Raw genomic sequence first — 18,049 nt, 5'->3', positions numbered from 1 at the left:
GGGCTCCGTCCCAGAGCACTCAGGACCGCTCGTCCCCGGCCTCCGTCGCCCCGGCCGGCCGCGCCGTCGCGGCAGGCTCGGGGGACGGCGCCGTACCGGCCGCCGCCGTCGCCCGTGAACGCGGCCGGGACCGGGAGACCGCCACGCCCGCCAGGCACAGCAGCCCGCCGCCGAGGGTGAACAGGCCCGGCACCTCGTCGAGGAACAGCCAGGACATCAGCACGACCAGGGCGGGCACGGCGTAGGTCGTCGCGCCCATCCTGCTCGCCGTCGTACGGGCCAGCGCGTAGGCCCAGGTCGTGAACGCCAGCGCGGTCGGGAAGACGCCCAGGTACAGCATGTTGAGGGTGGCCGAGGCGGGCGCGTCGGCGGCGTCCCGGACCAGCTGCCCGGCGAACGGCAGACACACGACCGCACCGACCAGGCATCCGAAGGTCGTCACCTGGAGGGGACTGCCGCTGCCCAGCGCCGGCTTCTGGGCGACCACGCCGGCCGCGTACGCACCCGCGGCCAGCAGGCACAGCACGACGCCCAGCACGGACGAACCGCCGCCGCCCGACATGGACAGCCCGACCGTGACGGCACCCGCGAAGGACACGGCCATGCCGGCGAGCAGCCGCGGCGGCATGGCGTCACCGAGCAGCCGCGAGCCGAGCAGGGCGATCAGGATCGGCCCGATGTTCACCACGAGGGCCGCCGTGCCCGCGTCCACCTGCTGCTCGCCCCAGTTGAGCGCCACCATGTAGAAGCCGAACCACAGCAGCCCGGATATCGCGATCCCGCGCCAGGCCGCCCGCGGCGGCAGCCCCTCCCCGCGGACGAGGCACAGCACCCCCAACGTGAGGGCACCGGCCAGCAGTCGCCCGAGGGCCAGTCCTCCCGGCGCGTACGCGGCACCCGCGCTGCGGATGGAGACGAAGGCCGAGGCCCAGAGCACGACGGTGACCGCGGCCGCACCGGCGGCGAGCAGCTCCGCGCGGCGACCGGGGGCGGACGGGGAAGTGTTCATCATGCTCCTGAGGCTAGAGACGACGACGAGGAAGGGCTCGCGGATTACGGCCCTCGTGGTCACGAGGGGGCGGCGGGTGGCGGAGGGTTCTCGGGCGGCTGCGGCAGGGGAGGAGGAGAGGCGGGCGTCCGAGGGAGGGAGGCGGGCGTCCGGGGGCCGGCGGCGCCGCAGGGCGCATTCGTCAGCGCAGTGCCGTCGGGGCGATGCCCAGCAGCTGCGACAGCATCCGCTCGCCCAGGTCCGTGACCTTCACCGCCCGTTCCGAACCGATGCGCACGCACCAGCCCGCGTCCAGGGCGTGGCGGCACAGCGCGGCGCCCGCGACGCCCGCGAGGTGGGGGCGCCGCTCGGTCCAGTCGAGGCAGGCCCGCGCCAGCGGCCGGCGCCCGGTGCGGGCGAGGCCGATGCCCGCCGCCGCGAACCAGTCCAGTCCTGCGTCCGTGAGCGCGAACCCGGTGTCCTGGCGCAGCAGCCGGCGCTCCGTCAGCGCGTCCGTGACGGCGATGCCGAGCCGTCCGGCGAGGTGGTCGTAGCAGGTGCGGCCCCGTGCCATCGCGGCCCCGGCGCCGGCCTTGGCGAGGGTGCGCGGCGGCTCGGCGGTGCCGGGGGCCACCTGGGCGGCGAGGTCCTCGACGAGTTGCGCCACGCGCGCGTCGGCGAGCCGCACGTAGCGGTGCCGCCCCTGGCGTTCCTCGGTGAGCAGGCCGCCCGCGACGAGCTTGCCGAGGTGCTCGCTCACCGTGGAGGCGGCGACCCCGGCGTGCCGGGCCAGCTCGCCCGCGGTCCACGCCCGTCCGTCGAGCAGCGCCAGCAGGCAGGCGGCCCGGGACTCGTCGGCGATCAGCGCGGCGAGCCGGGCCAGTCCCGGTGCCTGGGCGTCCCGGGACGCGCGTCGGCCTGTCGTCGTCATGCGCTCCAGGATGCTGCAAGGACGGTTCGGCGGGCACCGAACCGTGCCCTACGCGCCCCTGCCCACCTGCTCGTACTGCTGCGACAGTCCGTCCAGCAGCGCGGTGAGTCCCGTCTCGAAGGCCCGCTCGTCGATCTTCTCCTGCTGCTCGGCGAGGAGGTGGGCCTGCCCGAGGTGCGGATAGTCGGCGGGGTCGTAGGCGGTCTCGTCGTCCACGAAGCCGCCGGCGAACGAGCCGAGCGCGGAACCCATGATGAAGTACCGCATCAGCGCGCCGATCGAGGTGGCCTGGGCGGGCGGCCAGCCCGCGTCGACCATGGCGCCGAAGACGGCGTCCGCGAGGCGCAGCCCGGCGGGTCGGCGGCCGGGCCCGCGGGCCAGGACCGGGACGATGTTGGGGTGGTCGCGCAGGGCGGCGCGGTAGGAGAAGGCCCAGTCGTGCAGGGCGGTCCGCCAGTCCCGCCCGTCCTCGAACATCGACAGGTCGACCTGGGCGCTCACCGAGTCCGCGACCGCCTCCAGGATCTGGTCCTTGGTGCGGAAGTGGTTGTAGAGCGAGGGACCGCTCACCCCGAGTTCGGCGGCGAGGCGGCGGGTCGAGACGGCCGCGAGGCCCTCCGCGTCGACGAGCGCCCGCGCCGTCTCGACGATGCGGTCGGTGCTCAGCAAGGGCTTGCGCGGTCGGGCCATGGCGCACATAGTAGGGCTGCGGACGGAAACTAGCAGTGCTAATTTAAATGTCCGGTATTCAAGCTCGGACTCCGAGTACGGCCTTCCATGTGGGGTGACGCGTCATGAACCTGGAGCTCAGTGAGGAGCAGACCGCGGTCCGGCGGCTCGCCAAGGACTTCGTGGACCGCGAGATCGCCCCGAACGTCGTCGCCTGGGACCGCGCCGAGGACGTCGACCGGTCTCTCGTGAAGAAGCTCGGCGAGGTCGGCTTCCTCGGGCTCACCGTCGACGAGGAGTACGGCGGCTCCGGCGGCGACCACCTCGCGTACTGCCTGGTGACGGAGGAGCTGGGCCGGGGCGACTCCTCGGTGCGCGGCATCGTCTCGGTCTCCCTCGGTCTGGTCGCCAAGACCATCGCGCACTGGGGGAGCGAGGAGCAGAAGCGGCAGTGGCTGCCGGGCCTCACCTCCGGCGACCTCGTCGGCTGCTTCGGCCTCACCGAGCCGGGCACCGGCTCCGACGCGGGCAACCTGACGACGAGGGCCGTACGCGACGGCGACGGCTACGTGATCAACGGCTCCAAGATGTTCATCACGAACGGCACCTGGGCCGACGTGGTGCTGCTCTTCGCCCGTTCCACCGACGCCCCCGGCCACAAGGGCGTCTCCGCCTTCCTCGTGCCCGCCGACACCCCCGGCCTGACCCGGCGCGCCATCCACGGCAAGCTCGGCCTGCGCGGCCAGGCCACCGCGGAGCTGGTCCTGGAGGACGTACGCGTCCCCGCCACCGCCATGCTCGCGCCGGAGGGCAAGGGCTTCTCGGTCGCCATGTCCGCGCTCGCCAAGGGCCGCATGTCGGTCGCCGCGGGCTGCGTCGGCATCGCCCAGGCCGCTCTCGACGTGGCGGTGAAGTACGCCACCGAGCGCGAGCAGTTCGGGAAGCCGATCGCCCGGCACCAGCTCGTCCAGGAGCTGATCAGCGACATCGCCGTGGACGTGGACGCCGCGCGCCTGCTGACCTGGCGGGTCGCCGACCTCGTCGACCGGGGGCAGCCCTTCGCACCCGAGGCGTCCAAGGCCAAGCTCTTCGCCTCGGAGGCGGCGGTGCGGGCCGCCAACAACGCCCTCCAGGTCTTCGGCGGCTACGGCTACATCGACGAGTACCCGGCGGGCAAACTGCTGCGCGACGCCCGCGTGATGACCCTCTACGAGGGCACCAGCCAGATCCAGAAGCTGCTCATCGGCCGCGCGCTCACCGGCGTCTCCGCCTTCTGAGTACGCCCTCGCGGATCCCGTGAGTATCTCGGCGGATGTGGCCCGGGCCGCATCCGCCGAAGCTGTTCCCATGAGTGAGACACCGGTCAAGCAGCAGTCCACCGCGGCCTTCTACGGCCAGGCCGTGGCCTCTTTCGCGGTCGCCATCGCGGCGACCGCCCTCGGGATCTACCGGCTGGACGCCAACGCCTGGGTGCGCGGCTTCCTCGGGATCGCCGTCCTGTACCTCGTGACCTCGTCCTTCACCCTGGCCAAGGTGATCCGCGACCGCCAGGAGGCCGGGCAGATCGTCAGCCGCGTCGACCAGGCCCGGCTGGAGAAGCTCCTCGCCGACCACGACCCCTTCGAGCAGCGCTGACCACTTTCGCGCACCGCTGAGCGGGCACTCTAAGCGCCCGCTCAGCTTCGGGGGTATGGTGTTCGTCCTGCCACTGGAAGGGGCGCGAGCGATGAGTACGGCGGAGGAGACGGCCGGCGGCGAGATGCAGCCGTGGGGCGAGGTCACCCCGGACGCGGCCCGGCGGCTGCTCGTGGCCGCCGTGGAGGCCTTCGCCGAGCGCGGCTACCACGCGACGACCACCCGGGACATCGCCGGCCGCGCGGGCATGAGTCCCGCCGCGCTCTACATCCACTACAAGACCAAGGAAGAGCTGCTCCACCGGATCAGCCGGATCGGGCACGAGAAGGCGCTCGCCATCCTGCGGGCCGCCGCCGACGGCGAGGGCGGCGCGGCCGAGCGCCTGGAGGTGGCCGTCTCCTCCTTCGTCCGCTGGCACGCCGCCCAGCACACCACCGCGCGGGTCGTGCAGTACGAGCTCGACGCCCTCGGTCCCGACGCCCGCGCCGAGATCGTCGCCCTGCGCCGTCAGGTCGACGCCCAGGTCCGCGGGATCATCCAGGACGGGGTGGCGGCGGGCACCTTCGACGTGCCGGACGTGCCCGGCACGTCGCTGGCGGTGCTGTCCCTCTGCATCGACGTGGCCCGCTGGTTCAATGTGAACGGCCCGAGGACGCCCGACGAGGTCGGCGCGCTCTACGCCGACCTCGTGCTGCGGATGGTCGGCGCGAAGAAGTGACTGACGCCCGCTGGGCGCCCGGCCCGCTCCCGAGTCGGAAGTAGGGCCGGTCCGCTCCGGAGTCGTTCTGCTTCCGGGCCGGTCCGCTCCCGGGTCGGAATCAGGGCCGGTCCCCTCCTGGGCTGGGAACAGGGTCGGCCCGCTCCTGGGTCGTTCTGCAATTCCCGGCGGTCCGCTCCCGGGTCGGAATCAGGGCCTGTCCGTTCCCGGGCCGAAGGTGGGGCCGGTCCGCTTCCGGTCGGGAGTGGTCCCGGCCCGCTCCGGGTCAGAAGTAGTAGCGGGAGACCGACTCCGCGACGCACACCGGCTTGTCGCCGTCCTCGCGCTCGACGGTCACCACGGCCGTGACCTGGACGCCGCCGCCCGCCTCGGTGACCTCCTTGAGGACCGCGGTGGCGCGCAGTCGCGACCCGACCGGCACCGGCGCGGGGAAACGCACCTTGTTCGCGCCGTAGTTGACGCCCATCTTCATGCCCTCGACGCGCATCACCTGGGGTACCAGGGCGGGCAGCAGGGACAGTGTCAGATAGCCGTGCGCGATGGTGGTGCCGAAGGGGCCCGCGGCCGCCTTCTCGGGGTCCACGTGGATCCACTGGTGGTCGCCCGTGGCGTCCGCGAACAGATCGATCCGCTTCTGGTCGATCTCCAGCCAGTCGCTGTGTCCCAACTGCTCGCCCACGGCCGCCTTCAGCTCGTCGGCGGATGTGAAGATCCTCGGCTCTGCCATGTCCCTGGCCTCCCGCGCGTCAATGTCTAAGCGACTGCTTAGCATGGTCGGGCTCGGGCCTCATGTCAACGGACCGGCCGGGTGAGCGGGTCGGTAGGGTTCGAGGGGTGCCCCAGATTTCCGAGAAGATCCACGAACTCACGGTCGGCCAGCTGTCGGCCCGTAGCGGCGCCGCCGTCTCGGCCCTGCACTTCTACGAGTCCAAGGGCCTGATCAGCAGTCGCCGCACCTCGGGCAACCAACGCCGGTACCACCGCGACGCCCTGCGCCGCGTCGCCTTCGTGCGGGCCGCCCAGCGCGTCGGCATCCCGCTCGCCACGATCCGCGAGGCGCTGGCCGAGCTGCCCGAGGAGCGTACGCCGACGCGGGAGGACTGGGCCCGGCTCTCCGAGGCCTGGCGGTCGGAACTGGACGACCGCATCACGCAGCTGAGCCGGCTCCGCGACCATCTGACGGACTGCATCGGGTGCGGCTGCCTGTCGCTGGAGAACTGCGTGCTCTCCAACCCCGACGACGTCTTCGGCGAACGCCGGGCCGGCTCCCGCCTCATGGTGGAACGCCCCCGCACACCGGAGCCCCGGAAGCCGCGCGGGGAGGACCCCGAGGACTGCTGCTGAGCGCGTAGCGCCGCACTGGTGTCTCCCCGGCCCCCGCGTGCCCGACAGTGGACGTTGGGTGGTAACCGGGTGAACCCGCGCGGCCCCTGTCATTCAACAGATTCTGGGGTGACACCGGCGTTGCCTGCCCCGAGCCCGAGCCCGAGCCCGAACTCAGAGAGAGCTCAAGTCGCTTGCTCGGTTGGTGGCTCGCCGGGCAGGATCGACCGCACCATCTGACCAGTGGTTGCGGGGGACAAGAACATGAAGATCAAAGAGACGTTTCTGTCAGCGTGCGCTGTTGCCGCGGTGCTGGCGAGCGCGGCTGCCTGTACCTCGGACGGCGACAAGCCGACCGCCAAGGCCACGGCCGACACCGTCTGCAAGGACGGCACCTACTCATGGTTCAACGTGGACAAGCAGGACGTCCTGACCGGTGTCGCCGAGAAGGAGAGGATCGACAGGAAAGGCGCCAGGCTCACGCACAAGCTGACGCCGCTTCACACACCGCGCACCGCTGTCACCTTCGAGAAAGGATCGCGGGCGGGCGACGCGAAGGCCGCCCTTCGCTCGCTGGCGGTTTTCACCGGAGAAACGAACGCCGATGACGACGGTGTGAGCACCGAGTTCACCAACGTCCACAGGTCTGCACCGGACCTCAACAATGGCAGCGCCACCATCGACGGCACCGGAACCTTCGTGCAGTACGCCTGGACGAAGCAGGTCACTGCCGACTTCCGGTACACCTGCGGGGACGGCAAGCCATTGACCGGCCGGGCAACCGGCTGGGTCAACGACGGCTCGGGCCTTCTGGAGTGCTCCACACCGATCAAAAACGTGAAGGAGGGGGAGCCGGCCCTGGCAGCGGCCCGCCTCTCCTGCGACTCCGACGCCCCGGCCGCCAAGACCTGACCGACCAGGGCTGCACCATCGAGGCGGCGACCCTGATGCGCAACCCCTGGACACAGGGGTCGCGCACCCGGGGCCGGCCCGGTGGTCACTCGTATTCCGTGCCGCCCTTGCGGGTCAGGTACGCCGGGCTGACCGCCTTCGCTATGGCACGGCCGCCCGTCACGGGGCTGTAGCGCTCGGTGGCCGGGCGGATCACGACGCCCTCGCGCAGGTGCAGGGCGCGGCCGGACACGGTCTCCCGGCCCGAGGCGTACTCCAGGACGCGCTCGATGTCGTACGGCCCCGCGTATAGCCGCGGTACCAGCGGCAGTTCGCCCTCCAGCAGCGCCCCCGCGTCCAGCCAGCGGACCTGGCCGTCGATCTCCGCGCAGACGTCGAAGGCGGCGTAACCCAGCGACTCGCGGCGGCCGTCGGCGCCGTACGTCAGGTCCTGCACGCCCGCGCCGTACACCTCCCCGAAGATCCCGACGCGGGCCGCACCCAGCCGCCCGGCGAGCCGCGCCGCCGCCTCGGCGACCCCGTGGCCGCGGACCGCGCGCCAGTACAGGTTGCGCGGATCCTCGGTCAGCGCCAGCGACTTGGCGCCGAAGCCCTTGGAGGACACCTGGACCCGCCCGTCGGCGGCGGTGTACGTCAGCAGGCACGCCGAGCCGTGCAGCTTCTCGGTCAGGACGACCGGCTCGCCCGGCGCGAAGATGTCCGGGTGGCGCTGGATGTTCTCGATGTCGACCCAGGGCAGCAGGCCGGGCGCCGACTCGACGTCACCGCTCATCGTGGGCGGGATCGGCGGCACCCACTTCACGATGCCGAGCAGCCCGGCGAAGTCGGTGCCCTCCGCGGCGGCCCGCGCCAGGTCGACGCCGTCGAGCGCCTTCGGGCGGCACACGATGCCCTGGGACAGCTCGCCGCGCAGCCGGACCGCCTTGACCCGGTCCGCGCCGCTGCCCGCCAGCCGCCCCGTCAGCCCCAGCTCGTCGATCAGCCCGGCCGGGAGTACGGACTGCTCCGGGATGTAGACGGCGGTCTCACCGGTGCGGAAGGCGCCCTTGGCGACGACGGCCCGGTACAGGCCCACCTGGGCCAGTTCGAGCGCGTCCGCGTTCGGGTGCTCGTGGACGGTCAGGACCTCGGCGGTGACGCGCAGCGTCGACATCGTGGGCTCCCCGGTCTCTCAGCCGTGTCTCATCGCCCCCAACTGTCCTTGCGCATAAAGGGTGGAGCGAGCCATTTCGCGGCTGCTAGCGTCGTCGGTCCGTCCCCCCGCACGCCGTGCCCGGCGCCGTCCGCCGGTCCTGCCCGTGGAGCCGCAGTGCCCACGCCACCAACTGGGCGTTCGACACGGCCCGTTGTCCGTCCGGCAGGGTGAGCGTGTCCTCCAGGCCGATCCGCGTCGCGAGACCCAGCCGCCCGGCGAGGCGCAGGACCGGCCAGGCGCCGCCCTCCTCGCCGTGCAGCAGCACGGGCCGGCCGTGGGCGTCGCCCAGGTCGCGGAGCAGGGACCGGGCCGTCTCCGGAGCCGTCGCGGGGGAGGGGTCGGTCACCTCGGCCAGGACGCGCAGCACCCGCCCGGCCAGGGGCGACGCGGCGCACCGCGCGGCCCCCTCCGTGCCGGACCAGATGCCCGCCTCCACACCCACGCCCCGGTCGAGCAGCGCGGCGGCGACCTCCTCTGCGCCCGGCTCGTGCCAGTTGACCGAGGCGTGGTCCGGCAGCACCGTCCACGCGCGGATCCGGGCCACCCGGGCCGCCGGATCCGGCTCGGACCACGCCCCGGTGGTCACGCCGACCGGGACGCCGACCCGGGAACGTATCGCTTCGAGCACGGCCGCGACCGCCTTCGCCGACAATGTGTCCTGACCACACGGGGATTTGGGGTGAACATGGACGTCCGACGCCCCGGCCGCGACGGCCCCGGCGGCGGAGTCGGCCAGTGCCCCCGGTGACATGGGCACGACCGCGCCGTCGGCCGCCCCGCGGGTCCCGTTCACACACACCTGCACCATGCCCCCGATGGTGCCGGACGCCACCGACAACCGCCGGTCCCCGCGCGGAATCCGGCGCCGCGAGGAGGAACACGGATGAGTGTCGTCATCAGCTCGCTGAAATGGGACGCCGCGCGCTCGGGGACCCAGCGGATCACGTACGACCAGGACGGCTACCACCTCGTCCGCTTCCCGTACGAGACGACCGAGGAGTCCTACGACCCGTGGAAGATGCACGACCCGGCGAACGGCGGCCCCGCCGAGTCCGTGTACCCCGACGCGCGCTCCGGGCTGATCTGGCCGAGCCACGACGGCTGGGGCATGCTCTCGGCGATGGTCTTCTGGGAGGCGGACACCCGCGCGCTGGAGTACCGGGCACGCTTCGTCCGCGACCCGCTGAACGCCGCCACGGGGTACGACTCGACCGCCACGAACGACACGATGCTCACCCGGGGCGGGCAGTTCCGCACCTACCTGTGGCAGATGTTCGTCACGCCCGGGACGCCGGTCGGCCTGAAGATCTCGGCGCGCGGAGCGGGCGACGCGAGAATCGCCACCCGGATCACGCTCGCCGAGTTCAAGCTCGCCATCCACACGGACGTGCTGACGCCGTAGGCATCAGCACGGGGGTGCGTCCCCGAGCGCCGCACCCCCGCCGCCTCAGGCCGACATGAGCAGCAGCCGTCCGCGCCTGGTCTCCGCCAGGGCCTCGGGAGTCAGGACCGGCCGCGGCACGACGATGCCGCAGTGCGTGCACACCGGACCGGAGGACGGTTCGTGGGCCAGGTCGTACCTCCAGACGAGGCTCTCCCCGGTGCACACCGGGCAGACCGTGCCCGGTTCGCGCTCCAGGGCGGCGATCAGGCGCCGCAGCACCTCGGCGAGCGGCTCATGAGGGTGGACACCCGGGTCGTCGCACCACGCGACGCCGAAACCGCCCCAGGTCAGCCGGTGCCAGTCGTCCACGGTGCCCGGCCGGCGCAGCCCGTCGTGCTTCTCCTTCTTGCGGCGCTGCGCGAACGCGACCTCGTAGGCGAGCCAGACCTTGCGGGCCTCTTCGAGTTCGTCCAGCGCGGCCACGAGCCGCGCCGGGTCGGGGGACCGGTCCTCGGGGCCGAAACCGGCCCTGGAGCACAGATGGTCCCAGGTCGCCCGGTGCCCGTACGGGGCGAACCTCTCCAGGCACTTGCGCAGTGAGTAGCGCCGCAGTGCCAGATCGCACCGCGGATCGCGCACCTGTCTCGCCAGACTCCGGAAACCGGCCATCGCCCTGCACCTCCGTCACATCTGCACCTGTACTTCGGTCACTTCGGCGTCGTCGTCCTGCGGACGTCGCCGAGTAGACGTATCGACAAGCGATTCGGCTCCATCCGATTTCCGATGACTGCCATAAGCCGTCCACCGATCCCTTCACGGCCCGTCTCCCGCCGCTGTCAGTCGCCTGCCGAAGTCCGGTGCGGACAAGGTCACTTGGCCGGACACCGCCCGCGCGACGCACCTCCCGGAAAAGTGACGCATGTTCACCTTCCACCGCGGGGATACCGGCGGTAACCTCCGGCACACCCCCGTCGGGAGGAGCTGCCATGCCACGGCGTACCCCACGCACCATCCTCGACAGACTGAGAACTCCTCGCAGATTCCCCAAGTTCCTCAAGAGCGCATCCGTATGCGTCCTCATTGCCGGTCTTTTGTCCCCCATTACCCAAGCGGCCGCCGCGCCGGCAGCCGTCACCGCAGCCGAGGACCACTGCGGAGGCCGGTGTTCGGACATCCTTCCGCCCGGTGAGAACGGCAACGCCACCCTCGCGGAGATCCTGCTCAACCAGGCGTTCGGCACCCAGCCGAGCCACGCCGAGGACCAGCTCGCGCCCTACGGCAAACTGCCCTCGGGGTACTCCGCGCTCACCGACGCGAAGATCAACGACTTCTTCAACAACGCGTCGTTCGGCGTCCCCTCGGACCAGGTCGCCTCGACCACGAGGCCCGCCGGCCGCAGCGACGTGACGATCGTCCGGGACAAGAGGACTGGCGTACCGCACATCACGGGCACCACCCGCTACGGCACCGAGTTCGGCGCCGGGTACGCCGCCGCCCAGGACCGGCTGTGGCTGATGGACGTCTTCCGGCACGTCGGACGCGGCCAGCTGACCTCCTTCGCGGGCGGCGCCCCGTCCAACCAGGGCCTGGAACAGGAGTTCTGGCGCAACGCCCCGTACACCGAGGCCGACCTCCAGGCCCAGATCGACGACGCCACCGCGGGCAACGGCGCCCGCGGACAGCAGGCCCTAGCCGACGCCAAGGCCTACCTCGAGGGCGTCAACGCCTACATCGACGCCTCCGACAAGGGCCGCTACTTCCCCGGCGAGTACGTCCTCACCGGCCACAAGGACTCGATCACCAACGCCGGCACCATCGAGCACTTCAAGCTCACCGACCTGGTCGCGCTGGCCTCCGTCATCGGCGCGCTCTTCGGCTCGGGAGGCGGCGGCGAGGTCGGCAACGCCCTCTCCCTGCTCGCCGCCCAGTCCCGCTACGGCGTGGCCGAGGGCACCGAGGTCTGGGAGTCCTTCCGCGAGCGCAACGACCCGGAGGCCGTGCTCACCGTCCACGACGGACAGAGCTTCCCCTACGCCACCAAACCCGACGACCCGAAGGGCCGGGCCCTGCCCGACGCCGGCTCGGTGACCCGGGAACCCCTCGTCTACGACCGCACCGGCGGCGCCACCGCCTCAGCCGCCACCGCCGCCACGGCCAGGACCACCGCCACCGCGCTCTCCGCGGCCCGGCGCGGCATGTCCAACGCCCTCGTGGTGAGCGGCGAGCACACCGCGAGCGGCCATCCGGTCGCCGTCTTCGGCCCCCAGACCGGCTACTTCGCCCCCCAGCTGCTCATGCTCCAGGAGATCCAGGGGCCCGGCCTGAGCGCCCGCGGCGCTTCCTTCGCGGGCCTGAGCATGTACGTCGAGCTGGGGCGCGGCCAGGACTACGCCTGGAGCGCCACGACCTCGGGCCAGGACATCATCGACACGTACGCGGTCGAGCTGTGCCAGGACGACTACCACTACCTGTACCACGGCACCTGCACCGCCATGGAGAAGGTCGAGCGGACCAACGCCTGGAAGCCGACCGTCGCCGACTCGACCCGGGCCGGCTCGTACCGCATGCAGGTCTACCGCACCAAGTACGGGCCGGTGGAGTACCGCGCGACGGTGGACGGCAAGAAGGTCGCCTACACCACGCTGCGTTCCTCGTACCTGCACGAGGCCGACTCGATCATCGGCTTCCAGATGCTCAACGACCCGGACTTCGTGAAGGACGCCGGCAGCTTCCAGAGCGCGGTCCAGCACATCAACTACACCTTCAACTGGTTCTACGCCGACTCCGGGCACACCGCCTACTACAACAGCGGCGACAACCCGGTGCGCGCCGCCGGAGTCGACCCCGACTACCCCGTGCGGGCCGAGGCGGCGTACGAGTGGCGGAACTGGAACCCGGGCCCCAACACCGCCGACTACACCCCGGCGTCCGCCCACCCCAACTCCGTCGACCAGGACTACTACGTCTCCTGGAACAACAAACAGGCCAAGGACTACTCCACGGCGTCCTGGGGCGACGGCTCCGTGCACCGGGGCAACCTCCTGGAGGACCGGGTGAAGAAGCTGGTGTCCGCCGGCGGGGTCACCCGGTCCGCGCTGGTGAAGGCGATGGCCGACGCGGCCCTGGCCGACCTGCGGGCCGAGGACGTGCTGCCCGACCTGCTGAAGGTGGTCGAGAGCTCGCCGGTGACGGACGCCACGGCCTCCGCCGCCGCCGGGAAGCTGTCCGCCTGGGCGGCCGCGGGCGCGCGGCGCACCGAGACCTCGGCCGGCTCGAAGACGTACGCGAACGCCGAGGCGATCCGCATCATGGACGCCTGGTGGCCGCTTCTCGTCAAGGCCGAGTTCGAACCGGGGCTCGGCAGCGACCTGTACACCGCCTTCACCGGCAACCTGCCCGTCGACGAGTCACCGTCCGCGGCGCACGGGCCGACCGGGGCCCACGCCGGCAGCTCCTTCCAGTACGGCTGGTGGAGCTACGTCCACAAGGACATCCGCGCGGTGCTCGGCGAGCCCGTGCGCGGCGCACTGCCGAAGAAGTACTGCGGCGGCGGCAGCCTCGGCGCCTGCCGGGACATCCTCATCAGCACGCTGAAGGAGGCGGCGGGAAGGACGGCGTCCCAGGTCTACCCCGGGGACGACCAGTGCTCGGCGGGCGACCAGTGGTGCGCCGACTCGATCGTCCACCGCACGCTCGGCGGCATCAAGCACGGTCCCGTCACCTGGCAGAACCGGCCGACGTACCAGCAGGTGGTGGAGTTCACGTCGCACCGGTGACCCGGTGACGCGGGTGCCGGCGGCGGGTCACGGGACCCGGCCCGCCGCCGGCACCAGCCGGGCCAGTTCCCGGTGGCGGCGGCGGGTCACGGGACCCGGCCCGCCGCCGGCACCAGCCGGGCCAGTTCCCGGTGGCGGATGTCGTTGTGGGCGCCGGCCGGCGGCCCGCCGCGCCGCACCACCGTGGAGGCGTCCACGTTGACGTACCCCGAGGCCTGCAGCCCGGTGCGGAGCGCGTCGGCGAGGGCGAGCGCCGGGGCGCCCTCGACCGCCCGCACCCCGTCGTGGCCGAGGGAACGGCGCGAAGAAGCGGCTGCAGAGCCGGGTCGCGCCGGAGCGGTCGCTGTTCCAGCCGTGCGAGAAGACGACCACGTCGCGGACCCCGCGCCGCACCACCTCCGCCGTGAGCCGGTCCCCGGCCGCGCCGTCGGGATCACCCTGAGCGTCGAACCGCAGTCCCAGTACGGAGTCACGCTCATGTCCCGGTCCGTCATGACGAGCCCCTTCGTCCCCCGTGGACGGTGCGATGCGCGCATCGTCCTGCGGGCCGCGGGAGTTGGCCGTACGCCACGTACGGGCCCGGTGCCCCGGGCCGGTGGACCCCGGCCGGGGCGGTGCCCTACCCGGCTCTCCGGCACGGCGGTGTCGCGCCGGTCCCGTCGGCTACCGGTAGAGGAGGTACTCCGCGCGTACCCGCCGGAACGCCGCCAGTTCGTCCTGCCAGGCGGCGACGACCTCGTCGGCGGTCGCGCCCGCGTCGATCATCGTGCGCACCTGAGTGGAACCCGTCAGCTTGTCGATCCAGTTGTCCGGGCGCCAGGCGAAGCCGCTCCAGACCTTCTTCGCGGTCACCAGGAGGGCGACACCGGTGCGTACGGGGTCGAAGGCGGCCCGGTCGTGCACGTGGACCTGTACCCCGCCGATGGTCTTCCCCTGGAACTTGGAGAAGGTCGGCGCGAAGTACGCCTCCCTGAAGTGCACGCCGGGCAGGCCGAGTTGCTCGACGGCGGCGGCCCACCGGCCGTCCACGCCCTCCGCCCCGAGCAGTTCGAACGGCCGGGTGGTGCCCCGCCCCTCGGACAGGTTCGTCCCCTCGAAGAGGCAGGTGCCGGGGTAGACCAGCGCGGTGTCGGGAGTGGGCATGTTCGGGCTCGGCGGCACCCAGGGCAGCCCCGAGGCGTCGTAGAACTCCGACCGCTTCCACCCCGTCATGGGCACGGTCTCCAGCGGCACCGGCGCCGCCAGGAACTCGCCGTTGAACAGCCGCGCCAGCTCGGCCACCGTCATCCCGTGCGCCTGCGCGATGGGCTGCCGTCCCACGAAGGTCGCGAACTCCTTGTGCAGGACGGGTCCTTGGGCCGCGCGTCCGGTCAGCGGGTTCGGCCGGTCGAGCACCACGAAGCGCTTGCCCGCGAGCTGCGCGGCCTCCATGCAGTCGTAGAGCGTCCAGATGTACGTGTAGAAACGCGCGCCCACGTCCTGGATGTCGAAGACGACGGTGTCGACACCGGAGGCGGTGAAGACGTCGGCCAGCGCCCGGCCGCTCTTCAAGTACGTGTCGTAGACGGGCAGTCCGGTCGCCGGATCGTCGTAGCGGCCCTCGGAGCCGCCCGCCTGGGCGGTGCCGCGGAAGCCGTGTTCGGGGCCGAAGACGGCGGTCAGGTCCACACGGCCGTCGGCGTGCATCACGTCCACGATATGCCGCACGTCCCGGGTGATGCCCGTCGGGTTGGTGACGACACCGACCCGCCGGCCGTCGAGCGGCGCGTAACCGTCCGCGGCCAGGCGCTCGAAGCCGGTGCGGAGCCGTCGGCCCCCGGTGGCGGCGCCGGCCGGCGCGGCGGACGCCGCGACCGTGGCCGTGGTGGCGGCGAGCAGACCTCGTCTGGACAGCTTCATGCGGTGACCTCCGTGATCGACGGAACTGTCATGGTCACGCACGCTAGCGGTCACCGGGGCGCCACGGAACGAAGCGGACCGGCCTCGTCGGGGCCACCCCTTCCGTCACTACATACCGACTGGTTAGTCTGACGCGAGCAGGAGCCGATTCGCGTCGCGTCGAAGGAGACCGATGGTGGAAGCCGTGCAGGATGCGGGAGTGGTCGTCACCGGAGCGGGGGGCGGCATCGGAGCCGCGCTGGCCCGCCGCTTCGCCGCCGAGGGCGCCCGGGTCGTGGTCAACGACCTCGACGCCGGCAAGGCGAAGGCCGTGGCCGACGAGATCGGCGGGACCGCCGTCCCGGGCGACGCGTCCACGATCGTCGCCGAGGCGCGGGACGCCCTCGGCGGCACCATCGACGTCTACTGCGCCAACGCGGGCGTCGGCTCCGGCGGCTCCGAGGCGGCCGACGAGAAGGTCTGGGCGCTCGCCTGGGACGTCAACGTGATGGCCCACGTCCGCGCGGCCCAGGAGCTGATCCCGGGCTGGCTGGAGCGCGGCGGCGGCCGTTTCGTCTCCACCGTCTCCGCCGCCGGACTGCTCACCATGGTGGGCGCCGCGCCGTACAGCGTCACCAAGCACGGGGCGTACGCCTTCGCCGAGTGGCTCTCGCTGACCTACCGCCACCGCGGCGTGAAGGTCCACGCGATCTGTCCCCAGGGCGTGCGCACCGACATGCTCGCGGCCACCGGCAGCGCGGGCGACCTGGTGCTCAAGCCGACCGCCATCGAGCCGGAGGACGTCGCCTCCGCCCTCTTCGCGGGGATGAAGGAGGACCGCTTCCTGATCCTCCCGCACCCCGAGGTCGCCGAGTACTACCAGGCGCGGGCCGCCACTCCCGACCGCTGGCTGGCCGGCATGAACCACATCCAGCAGAGGTGGGAGGCCGCCGAGTGACCGCCTCCCGCTACGCGGCCAGGCCCTGGCTGTCCCAGCTCAACGACGCCCAGCGCGCCCCGGTCCACCCCCTCGACTCCCTCGTGCACGCCCTGCGCGAGGTCGTGGCGCGCACCCCGGACCGGACCGCCCTCGCCTACTTCGACGGGCGCCTCGGCTACCGCGAGGTCGACGAGCTGAGCGACTCCGTCGCCGGGCACCTCGCCGCCCGCGGCATCGGGCGCGGCGACCGGGTGGCGATCCTGCTGCAGAACTCCCCGCACTTCGTGCTCGCGCTGCTCGGCGCGTGGAAGGCGGGCGCGATCGTCGTGCCGGTCAACCCGATGTACAAGTCCGGCGAAGTCCGCCACGTGCTCCAGGACGCCGAGGTGAGCGCGCTCGTCTGCGCCGACCGGGCCTGGGAGTCCTACCTGCGCGAGACCGCGGCCGACTCCCCCGTGCGCGTCGTGCTCACCGCCTGCGAGCTGGACCTGCAGACCCGCGACGACGCGCGCGTGCTGAACTTCGAGCGCCTGCCCGTCGCCCCGGACGCCGACGACCTCCTGGCCGTGGCCCGCGCGGGCCACCGGGCGCCCGGGGACCGCGACGCGGCCCCGTCCGACATCGCGCTGATCAGCTACACCTCGGGCACCAGCGGCGCGCCCAAGGGCGCCACCAACACCCACGGCAACCTGATGCACAACGCCGAGCGCCAGCGCACCGGGCTCGACCTGCCCGGGACGCCCGTGTACTTCGCGATGGCGCCCCTGTTCCACATCACCGGCATGGTGGCGCAGCTCGCCGGCTGCCTGAACAGCGCGGGGACGCTCGTCCTCGCGTACCGCTTCGAGGCGGGCGTGGTCCTCGACGCGTTCCTGGAGCACCGCCCCGTCTACACGGTGGGACCCTCGACCGCGTTCATGGCGCTGGCCGCGCACCCCGCCGTCACCCGCGACCACTTCTCCTCGTTCCGGATGATCTCCTCGGGCGGGGCCCCGCTGCCGCCCGCCCTGGTGGAGAAGTTCCGCGCCGGCTTCGGGCCCTACATCCACAACGGCTACGGGCTCACCGAGTGCAGCGCGCCCTGCGCCTCCGTGCCGCCCGGCAAGGAGGCCCCGGTCGACCCGGTGTCCGGGACCCTCGCCGTGGGCGTGCCCGGCCCCGACACGGTCGTACGCATCGTGGACGACCTCGGCCGGGAGGTGCCGTTCGGCGAGCAGGGCGAGATCCTCGTCCGCGGCCCCCAGGTCGTCCCCGGCTACTGGCGCCGCCCCGAGGCCACCGCCGAGACCTTCCCCGACGGCGAGCTGCGCACCGGCGACATCGGCTTCATGGACATCGACGGCTGGCTCTACGTGGTCGACCGCAAGAAGGACATGATCAACGCGTCCGGCTTCAAGGTGTGGCCGCGCGAGGTGGAGGACGTCCTCTACACGCACCCCGCGGTGCGCGAGGCGGCCGTCGTCGGCATCCCCGACGGCTACCGCGGGGAGACCGTCAAGGCCTACATCAGCCTGCGCCCCGGCAGCGAGGCGGACCCCGACGGGCTCGCCGCGTACTGCAAGGAGAGGCTGGCCGCGTACAAATATCCGCGCCAGGTGGAGATCCTGCCGGAGCTGCCGAAGACGGCGAGTGGGAAGATCCTCCGGCGGGAACTGCGTTCCCGCAGGGACGACGCGCCACAAGCGCGCAACGCGTGACGA

The 18,049-nt window shown here is 72.3% G+C and carries 18 protein-coding genes; 9 read left to right on the top strand and 9 right to left on the bottom strand.

Translation table 11 applies throughout. The features are described 5' to 3' along the window. Nucleotides 1-19: 19 nt before the first annotated feature. From ACZ4VA_RS16195 to ACZ4VA_RS16185, 3 genes are all read right to left on the bottom strand, one after another. Nucleotides 20-1,012, bottom strand: coding sequence for a DMT family transporter (locus ACZ4VA_RS16195; protein ID WP_356174414.1), 993 nt, complete (start codon nt 1,010-1,012; stop codon nt 20-22). 178 nt (nt 1,013-1,190) lie between these two features. Then, nucleotides 1,191-1,919, bottom strand: coding sequence for an ArsR/SmtB family transcription factor (locus ACZ4VA_RS16190; RefSeq protein WP_388906375.1), 729 nt, complete (start codon nt 1,917-1,919; stop codon nt 1,191-1,193). Nucleotides 1,920-1,967: 48 nt separating this feature from the next. Next, a complete protein-coding gene (locus ACZ4VA_RS16185) occupies nt 1,968-2,609 on the bottom strand; it encodes a TetR/AcrR family transcriptional regulator (protein ID WP_356174420.1) in 642 nt (213 codons plus the stop codon). A gap of 104 nt (nt 2,610-2,713) precedes the next feature. On the opposite strand from ACZ4VA_RS16185, the gene ACZ4VA_RS16180 reads away from it, so the two are divergent. The 3 genes from ACZ4VA_RS16180 (at nt 2,714) to ACZ4VA_RS16170 (ending at nt 4,941) form a co-directional block, all read left to right on the top strand. Further along, nucleotides 2,714-3,865: an acyl-CoA dehydrogenase family protein gene (locus ACZ4VA_RS16180; protein WP_356174423.1), complete on the top strand. Its 1,152-nt coding sequence runs from the start codon at nt 2,714-2,716 to the stop codon at nt 3,863-3,865. A 70-nt stretch (nt 3,866-3,935) separates the two neighbouring features. Continuing rightward, a complete protein-coding gene (locus tag ACZ4VA_RS16175; protein ID WP_355782695.1) occupies nt 3,936-4,223 on the top strand; it encodes a YiaA/YiaB family inner membrane protein in 288 nt (95 codons plus the stop codon). Between the two features lie 91 nt (nt 4,224-4,314). After that, nucleotides 4,315-4,941, top strand: a complete 627-nt coding sequence (locus ACZ4VA_RS16170) for a TetR/AcrR family transcriptional regulator (protein ID WP_356174426.1) — start codon at nt 4,315-4,317, stop codon at nt 4,939-4,941. A 265-nt stretch (nt 4,942-5,206) separates the two neighbouring features. Here ACZ4VA_RS16170 and ACZ4VA_RS16165 read toward each other — a convergent pair whose 3' ends face one another. Then, nucleotides 5,207-5,668: a MaoC family dehydratase gene (locus tag ACZ4VA_RS16165; protein ID WP_389390942.1), complete on the bottom strand. Its 462-nt coding sequence runs from the start codon at nt 5,666-5,668 to the stop codon at nt 5,207-5,209. 107 nt (nt 5,669-5,775) lie between these two features. On the opposite strand from ACZ4VA_RS16165, the gene soxR reads away from it, so the two are divergent. Beyond that, nucleotides 5,776-6,285 (top strand): redox-sensitive transcriptional activator SoxR, encoded by a 510-nt coding sequence (gene soxR, locus ACZ4VA_RS16160; protein WP_389390943.1) that lies wholly within the window; start codon nt 5,776-5,778, stop codon nt 6,283-6,285. A gap of 243 nt (nt 6,286-6,528) precedes the next feature. After that, nucleotides 6,529-7,176 (top strand): hypothetical protein, encoded by a 648-nt coding sequence (locus ACZ4VA_RS16155; protein ID WP_389390944.1) that lies wholly within the window; start codon nt 6,529-6,531, stop codon nt 7,174-7,176. An 85-nt stretch (nt 7,177-7,261) separates the two neighbouring features. Here the strand turns inward: ACZ4VA_RS16155 and ACZ4VA_RS16150 are convergent, their stop codons facing one another. Both ACZ4VA_RS16150 and ACZ4VA_RS16145 read right to left on the bottom strand, forming a co-directional pair. After that, nucleotides 7,262-8,329: an RNA ligase (ATP) gene (locus tag ACZ4VA_RS16150; RefSeq protein ID WP_355782686.1), complete on the bottom strand. Its 1,068-nt coding sequence runs from the start codon at nt 8,327-8,329 to the stop codon at nt 7,262-7,264. A gap of 85 nt (nt 8,330-8,414) precedes the next feature. Beyond that, entirely contained in the window at nt 8,415-9,179 is a 765-nt protein-coding gene (locus tag ACZ4VA_RS16145) for a 3-keto-5-aminohexanoate cleavage protein (protein ID WP_468081731.1), read from the bottom strand. 75 nt (nt 9,180-9,254) lie between these two features. Between ACZ4VA_RS16145 and ACZ4VA_RS16140 the strand changes: the two genes are divergently transcribed. Further along, nucleotides 9,255-9,773: a hypothetical protein gene (locus ACZ4VA_RS16140; RefSeq protein WP_355782679.1), complete on the top strand. Its 519-nt coding sequence runs from the start codon at nt 9,255-9,257 to the stop codon at nt 9,771-9,773. Between the two features lie 45 nt (nt 9,774-9,818). On the opposite strand, the gene ACZ4VA_RS16135 is transcribed toward ACZ4VA_RS16140, so the two are convergent. Further along, nucleotides 9,819-10,424: a hypothetical protein gene (locus tag ACZ4VA_RS16135; protein ID WP_355782676.1), complete on the bottom strand. Its 606-nt coding sequence runs from the start codon at nt 10,422-10,424 to the stop codon at nt 9,819-9,821. A 317-nt stretch (nt 10,425-10,741) separates the two neighbouring features. Here ACZ4VA_RS16135 and ACZ4VA_RS16130 point away from each other — a divergent pair, with 317 nt between their 5' ends. Then, nucleotides 10,742-13,531 carry a penicillin acylase family protein gene (locus tag ACZ4VA_RS16130; protein WP_356243345.1) on the top strand — a complete coding sequence of 930 codons (2,790 nt, stop codon included), beginning with the start codon at nt 10,742-10,744 and terminating at the stop codon, nt 13,529-13,531. Nucleotides 13,532-13,617: 86 nt separating this feature from the next. Here ACZ4VA_RS16130 and ACZ4VA_RS16125 read toward each other — a convergent pair whose 3' ends face one another. Next, nucleotides 13,618-13,809, bottom strand: coding sequence for a hypothetical protein (locus ACZ4VA_RS16125; RefSeq protein ID WP_388906361.1), 192 nt, complete (start codon nt 13,807-13,809; stop codon nt 13,618-13,620). A gap of 385 nt (nt 13,810-14,194) precedes the next feature. Continuing rightward, a complete protein-coding gene (locus ACZ4VA_RS16120) occupies nt 14,195-15,430 on the bottom strand; it encodes an exo-beta-N-acetylmuramidase NamZ family protein (RefSeq protein WP_356174437.1) in 1,236 nt (411 codons plus the stop codon). Between the two features lie 172 nt (nt 15,431-15,602). Between ACZ4VA_RS16120 and ACZ4VA_RS16115 the strand changes: the two genes are divergently transcribed. Together ACZ4VA_RS16115 and ACZ4VA_RS16110 are read left to right on the top strand one after the other, a co-directional pair. Then, entirely contained in the window at nt 15,603-16,367 is a 765-nt protein-coding gene (locus ACZ4VA_RS16115) for an SDR family oxidoreductase (protein WP_355793088.1), read from the top strand. After that, entirely contained in the window at nt 16,364-18,046 is a 1,683-nt protein-coding gene (locus tag ACZ4VA_RS16110; protein WP_468081726.1) for a class I adenylate-forming enzyme family protein, read from the top strand. The genes ACZ4VA_RS16115 and ACZ4VA_RS16110 overlap by 4 nt, the downstream gene beginning before the upstream one ends. The last annotated feature ends 3 nt before the right edge of the window (nt 18,047-18,049 follow it).

The sequence above is a fragment of the Streptomyces sp. NPDC028308 genome (genome assembly GCF_055565855.1).
This window is presented reverse-complemented; position numbering and strand designations above follow the sequence as displayed.

Excerpts from the sequence above, each read along its gene's own strand:
- ACZ4VA_RS16195 (WP_356174414.1), bottom strand. The coding sequence starts at position 1,012 with ATGATGAACACTTCCCCGTCCGCCCCCGGTCGCCGCGCGGAGCTGCTC.
- ACZ4VA_RS16130 (WP_356243345.1), top strand. The coding sequence starts at position 10,742 with ATGCCACGGCGTACCCCACGCACCATCCTCGACAGACTGAGAACTCCT.
- ACZ4VA_RS16180 (WP_356174423.1), top strand. The coding sequence starts at position 2,714 with ATGAACCTGGAGCTCAGTGAGGAGCAGACCGCGGTCCGGCGGCTCGCC.
- ACZ4VA_RS16190 (WP_388906375.1), bottom strand. The coding sequence starts at position 1,919 with ATGACGACGACAGGCCGACGCGCGTCCCGGGACGCCCAGGCACCGGGA.
- ACZ4VA_RS16155 (WP_389390944.1), top strand. The coding sequence starts at position 6,529 with ATGAAGATCAAAGAGACGTTTCTGTCAGCGTGCGCTGTTGCCGCGGTG.
- ACZ4VA_RS16170 (WP_356174426.1), top strand. The coding sequence starts at position 4,315 with ATGAGTACGGCGGAGGAGACGGCCGGCGGCGAGATGCAGCCGTGGGGC.
- ACZ4VA_RS16115 (WP_355793088.1), top strand. The coding sequence starts at position 15,603 with ATGGTGGAAGCCGTGCAGGATGCGGGAGTGGTCGTCACCGGAGCGGGG.
- ACZ4VA_RS16135 (WP_355782676.1), bottom strand. The coding sequence starts at position 10,424 with ATGGCCGGTTTCCGGAGTCTGGCGAGACAGGTGCGCGATCCGCGGTGC.
- ACZ4VA_RS16165 (WP_389390942.1), bottom strand. The coding sequence starts at position 5,668 with ATGGCAGAGCCGAGGATCTTCACATCCGCCGACGAGCTGAAGGCGGCC.
- ACZ4VA_RS16175 (WP_355782695.1), top strand. The coding sequence starts at position 3,936 with ATGAGTGAGACACCGGTCAAGCAGCAGTCCACCGCGGCCTTCTACGGC.
- ACZ4VA_RS16120 (WP_356174437.1), bottom strand. The coding sequence starts at position 15,430 with ATGAAGCTGTCCAGACGAGGTCTGCTCGCCGCCACCACGGCCACGGTC.
- ACZ4VA_RS16145 (WP_468081731.1), bottom strand. The coding sequence starts at position 9,179 with ATGGTGCAGGTGTGTGTGAACGGGACCCGCGGGGCGGCCGACGGCGCG.
- ACZ4VA_RS16185 (WP_356174420.1), bottom strand. The coding sequence starts at position 2,609 with ATGGCCCGACCGCGCAAGCCCTTGCTGAGCACCGACCGCATCGTCGAG.
- ACZ4VA_RS16140 (WP_355782679.1), top strand. The coding sequence starts at position 9,255 with ATGAGTGTCGTCATCAGCTCGCTGAAATGGGACGCCGCGCGCTCGGGG.
- ACZ4VA_RS16150 (WP_355782686.1), bottom strand. The coding sequence starts at position 8,329 with ATGTCGACGCTGCGCGTCACCGCCGAGGTCCTGACCGTCCACGAGCAC.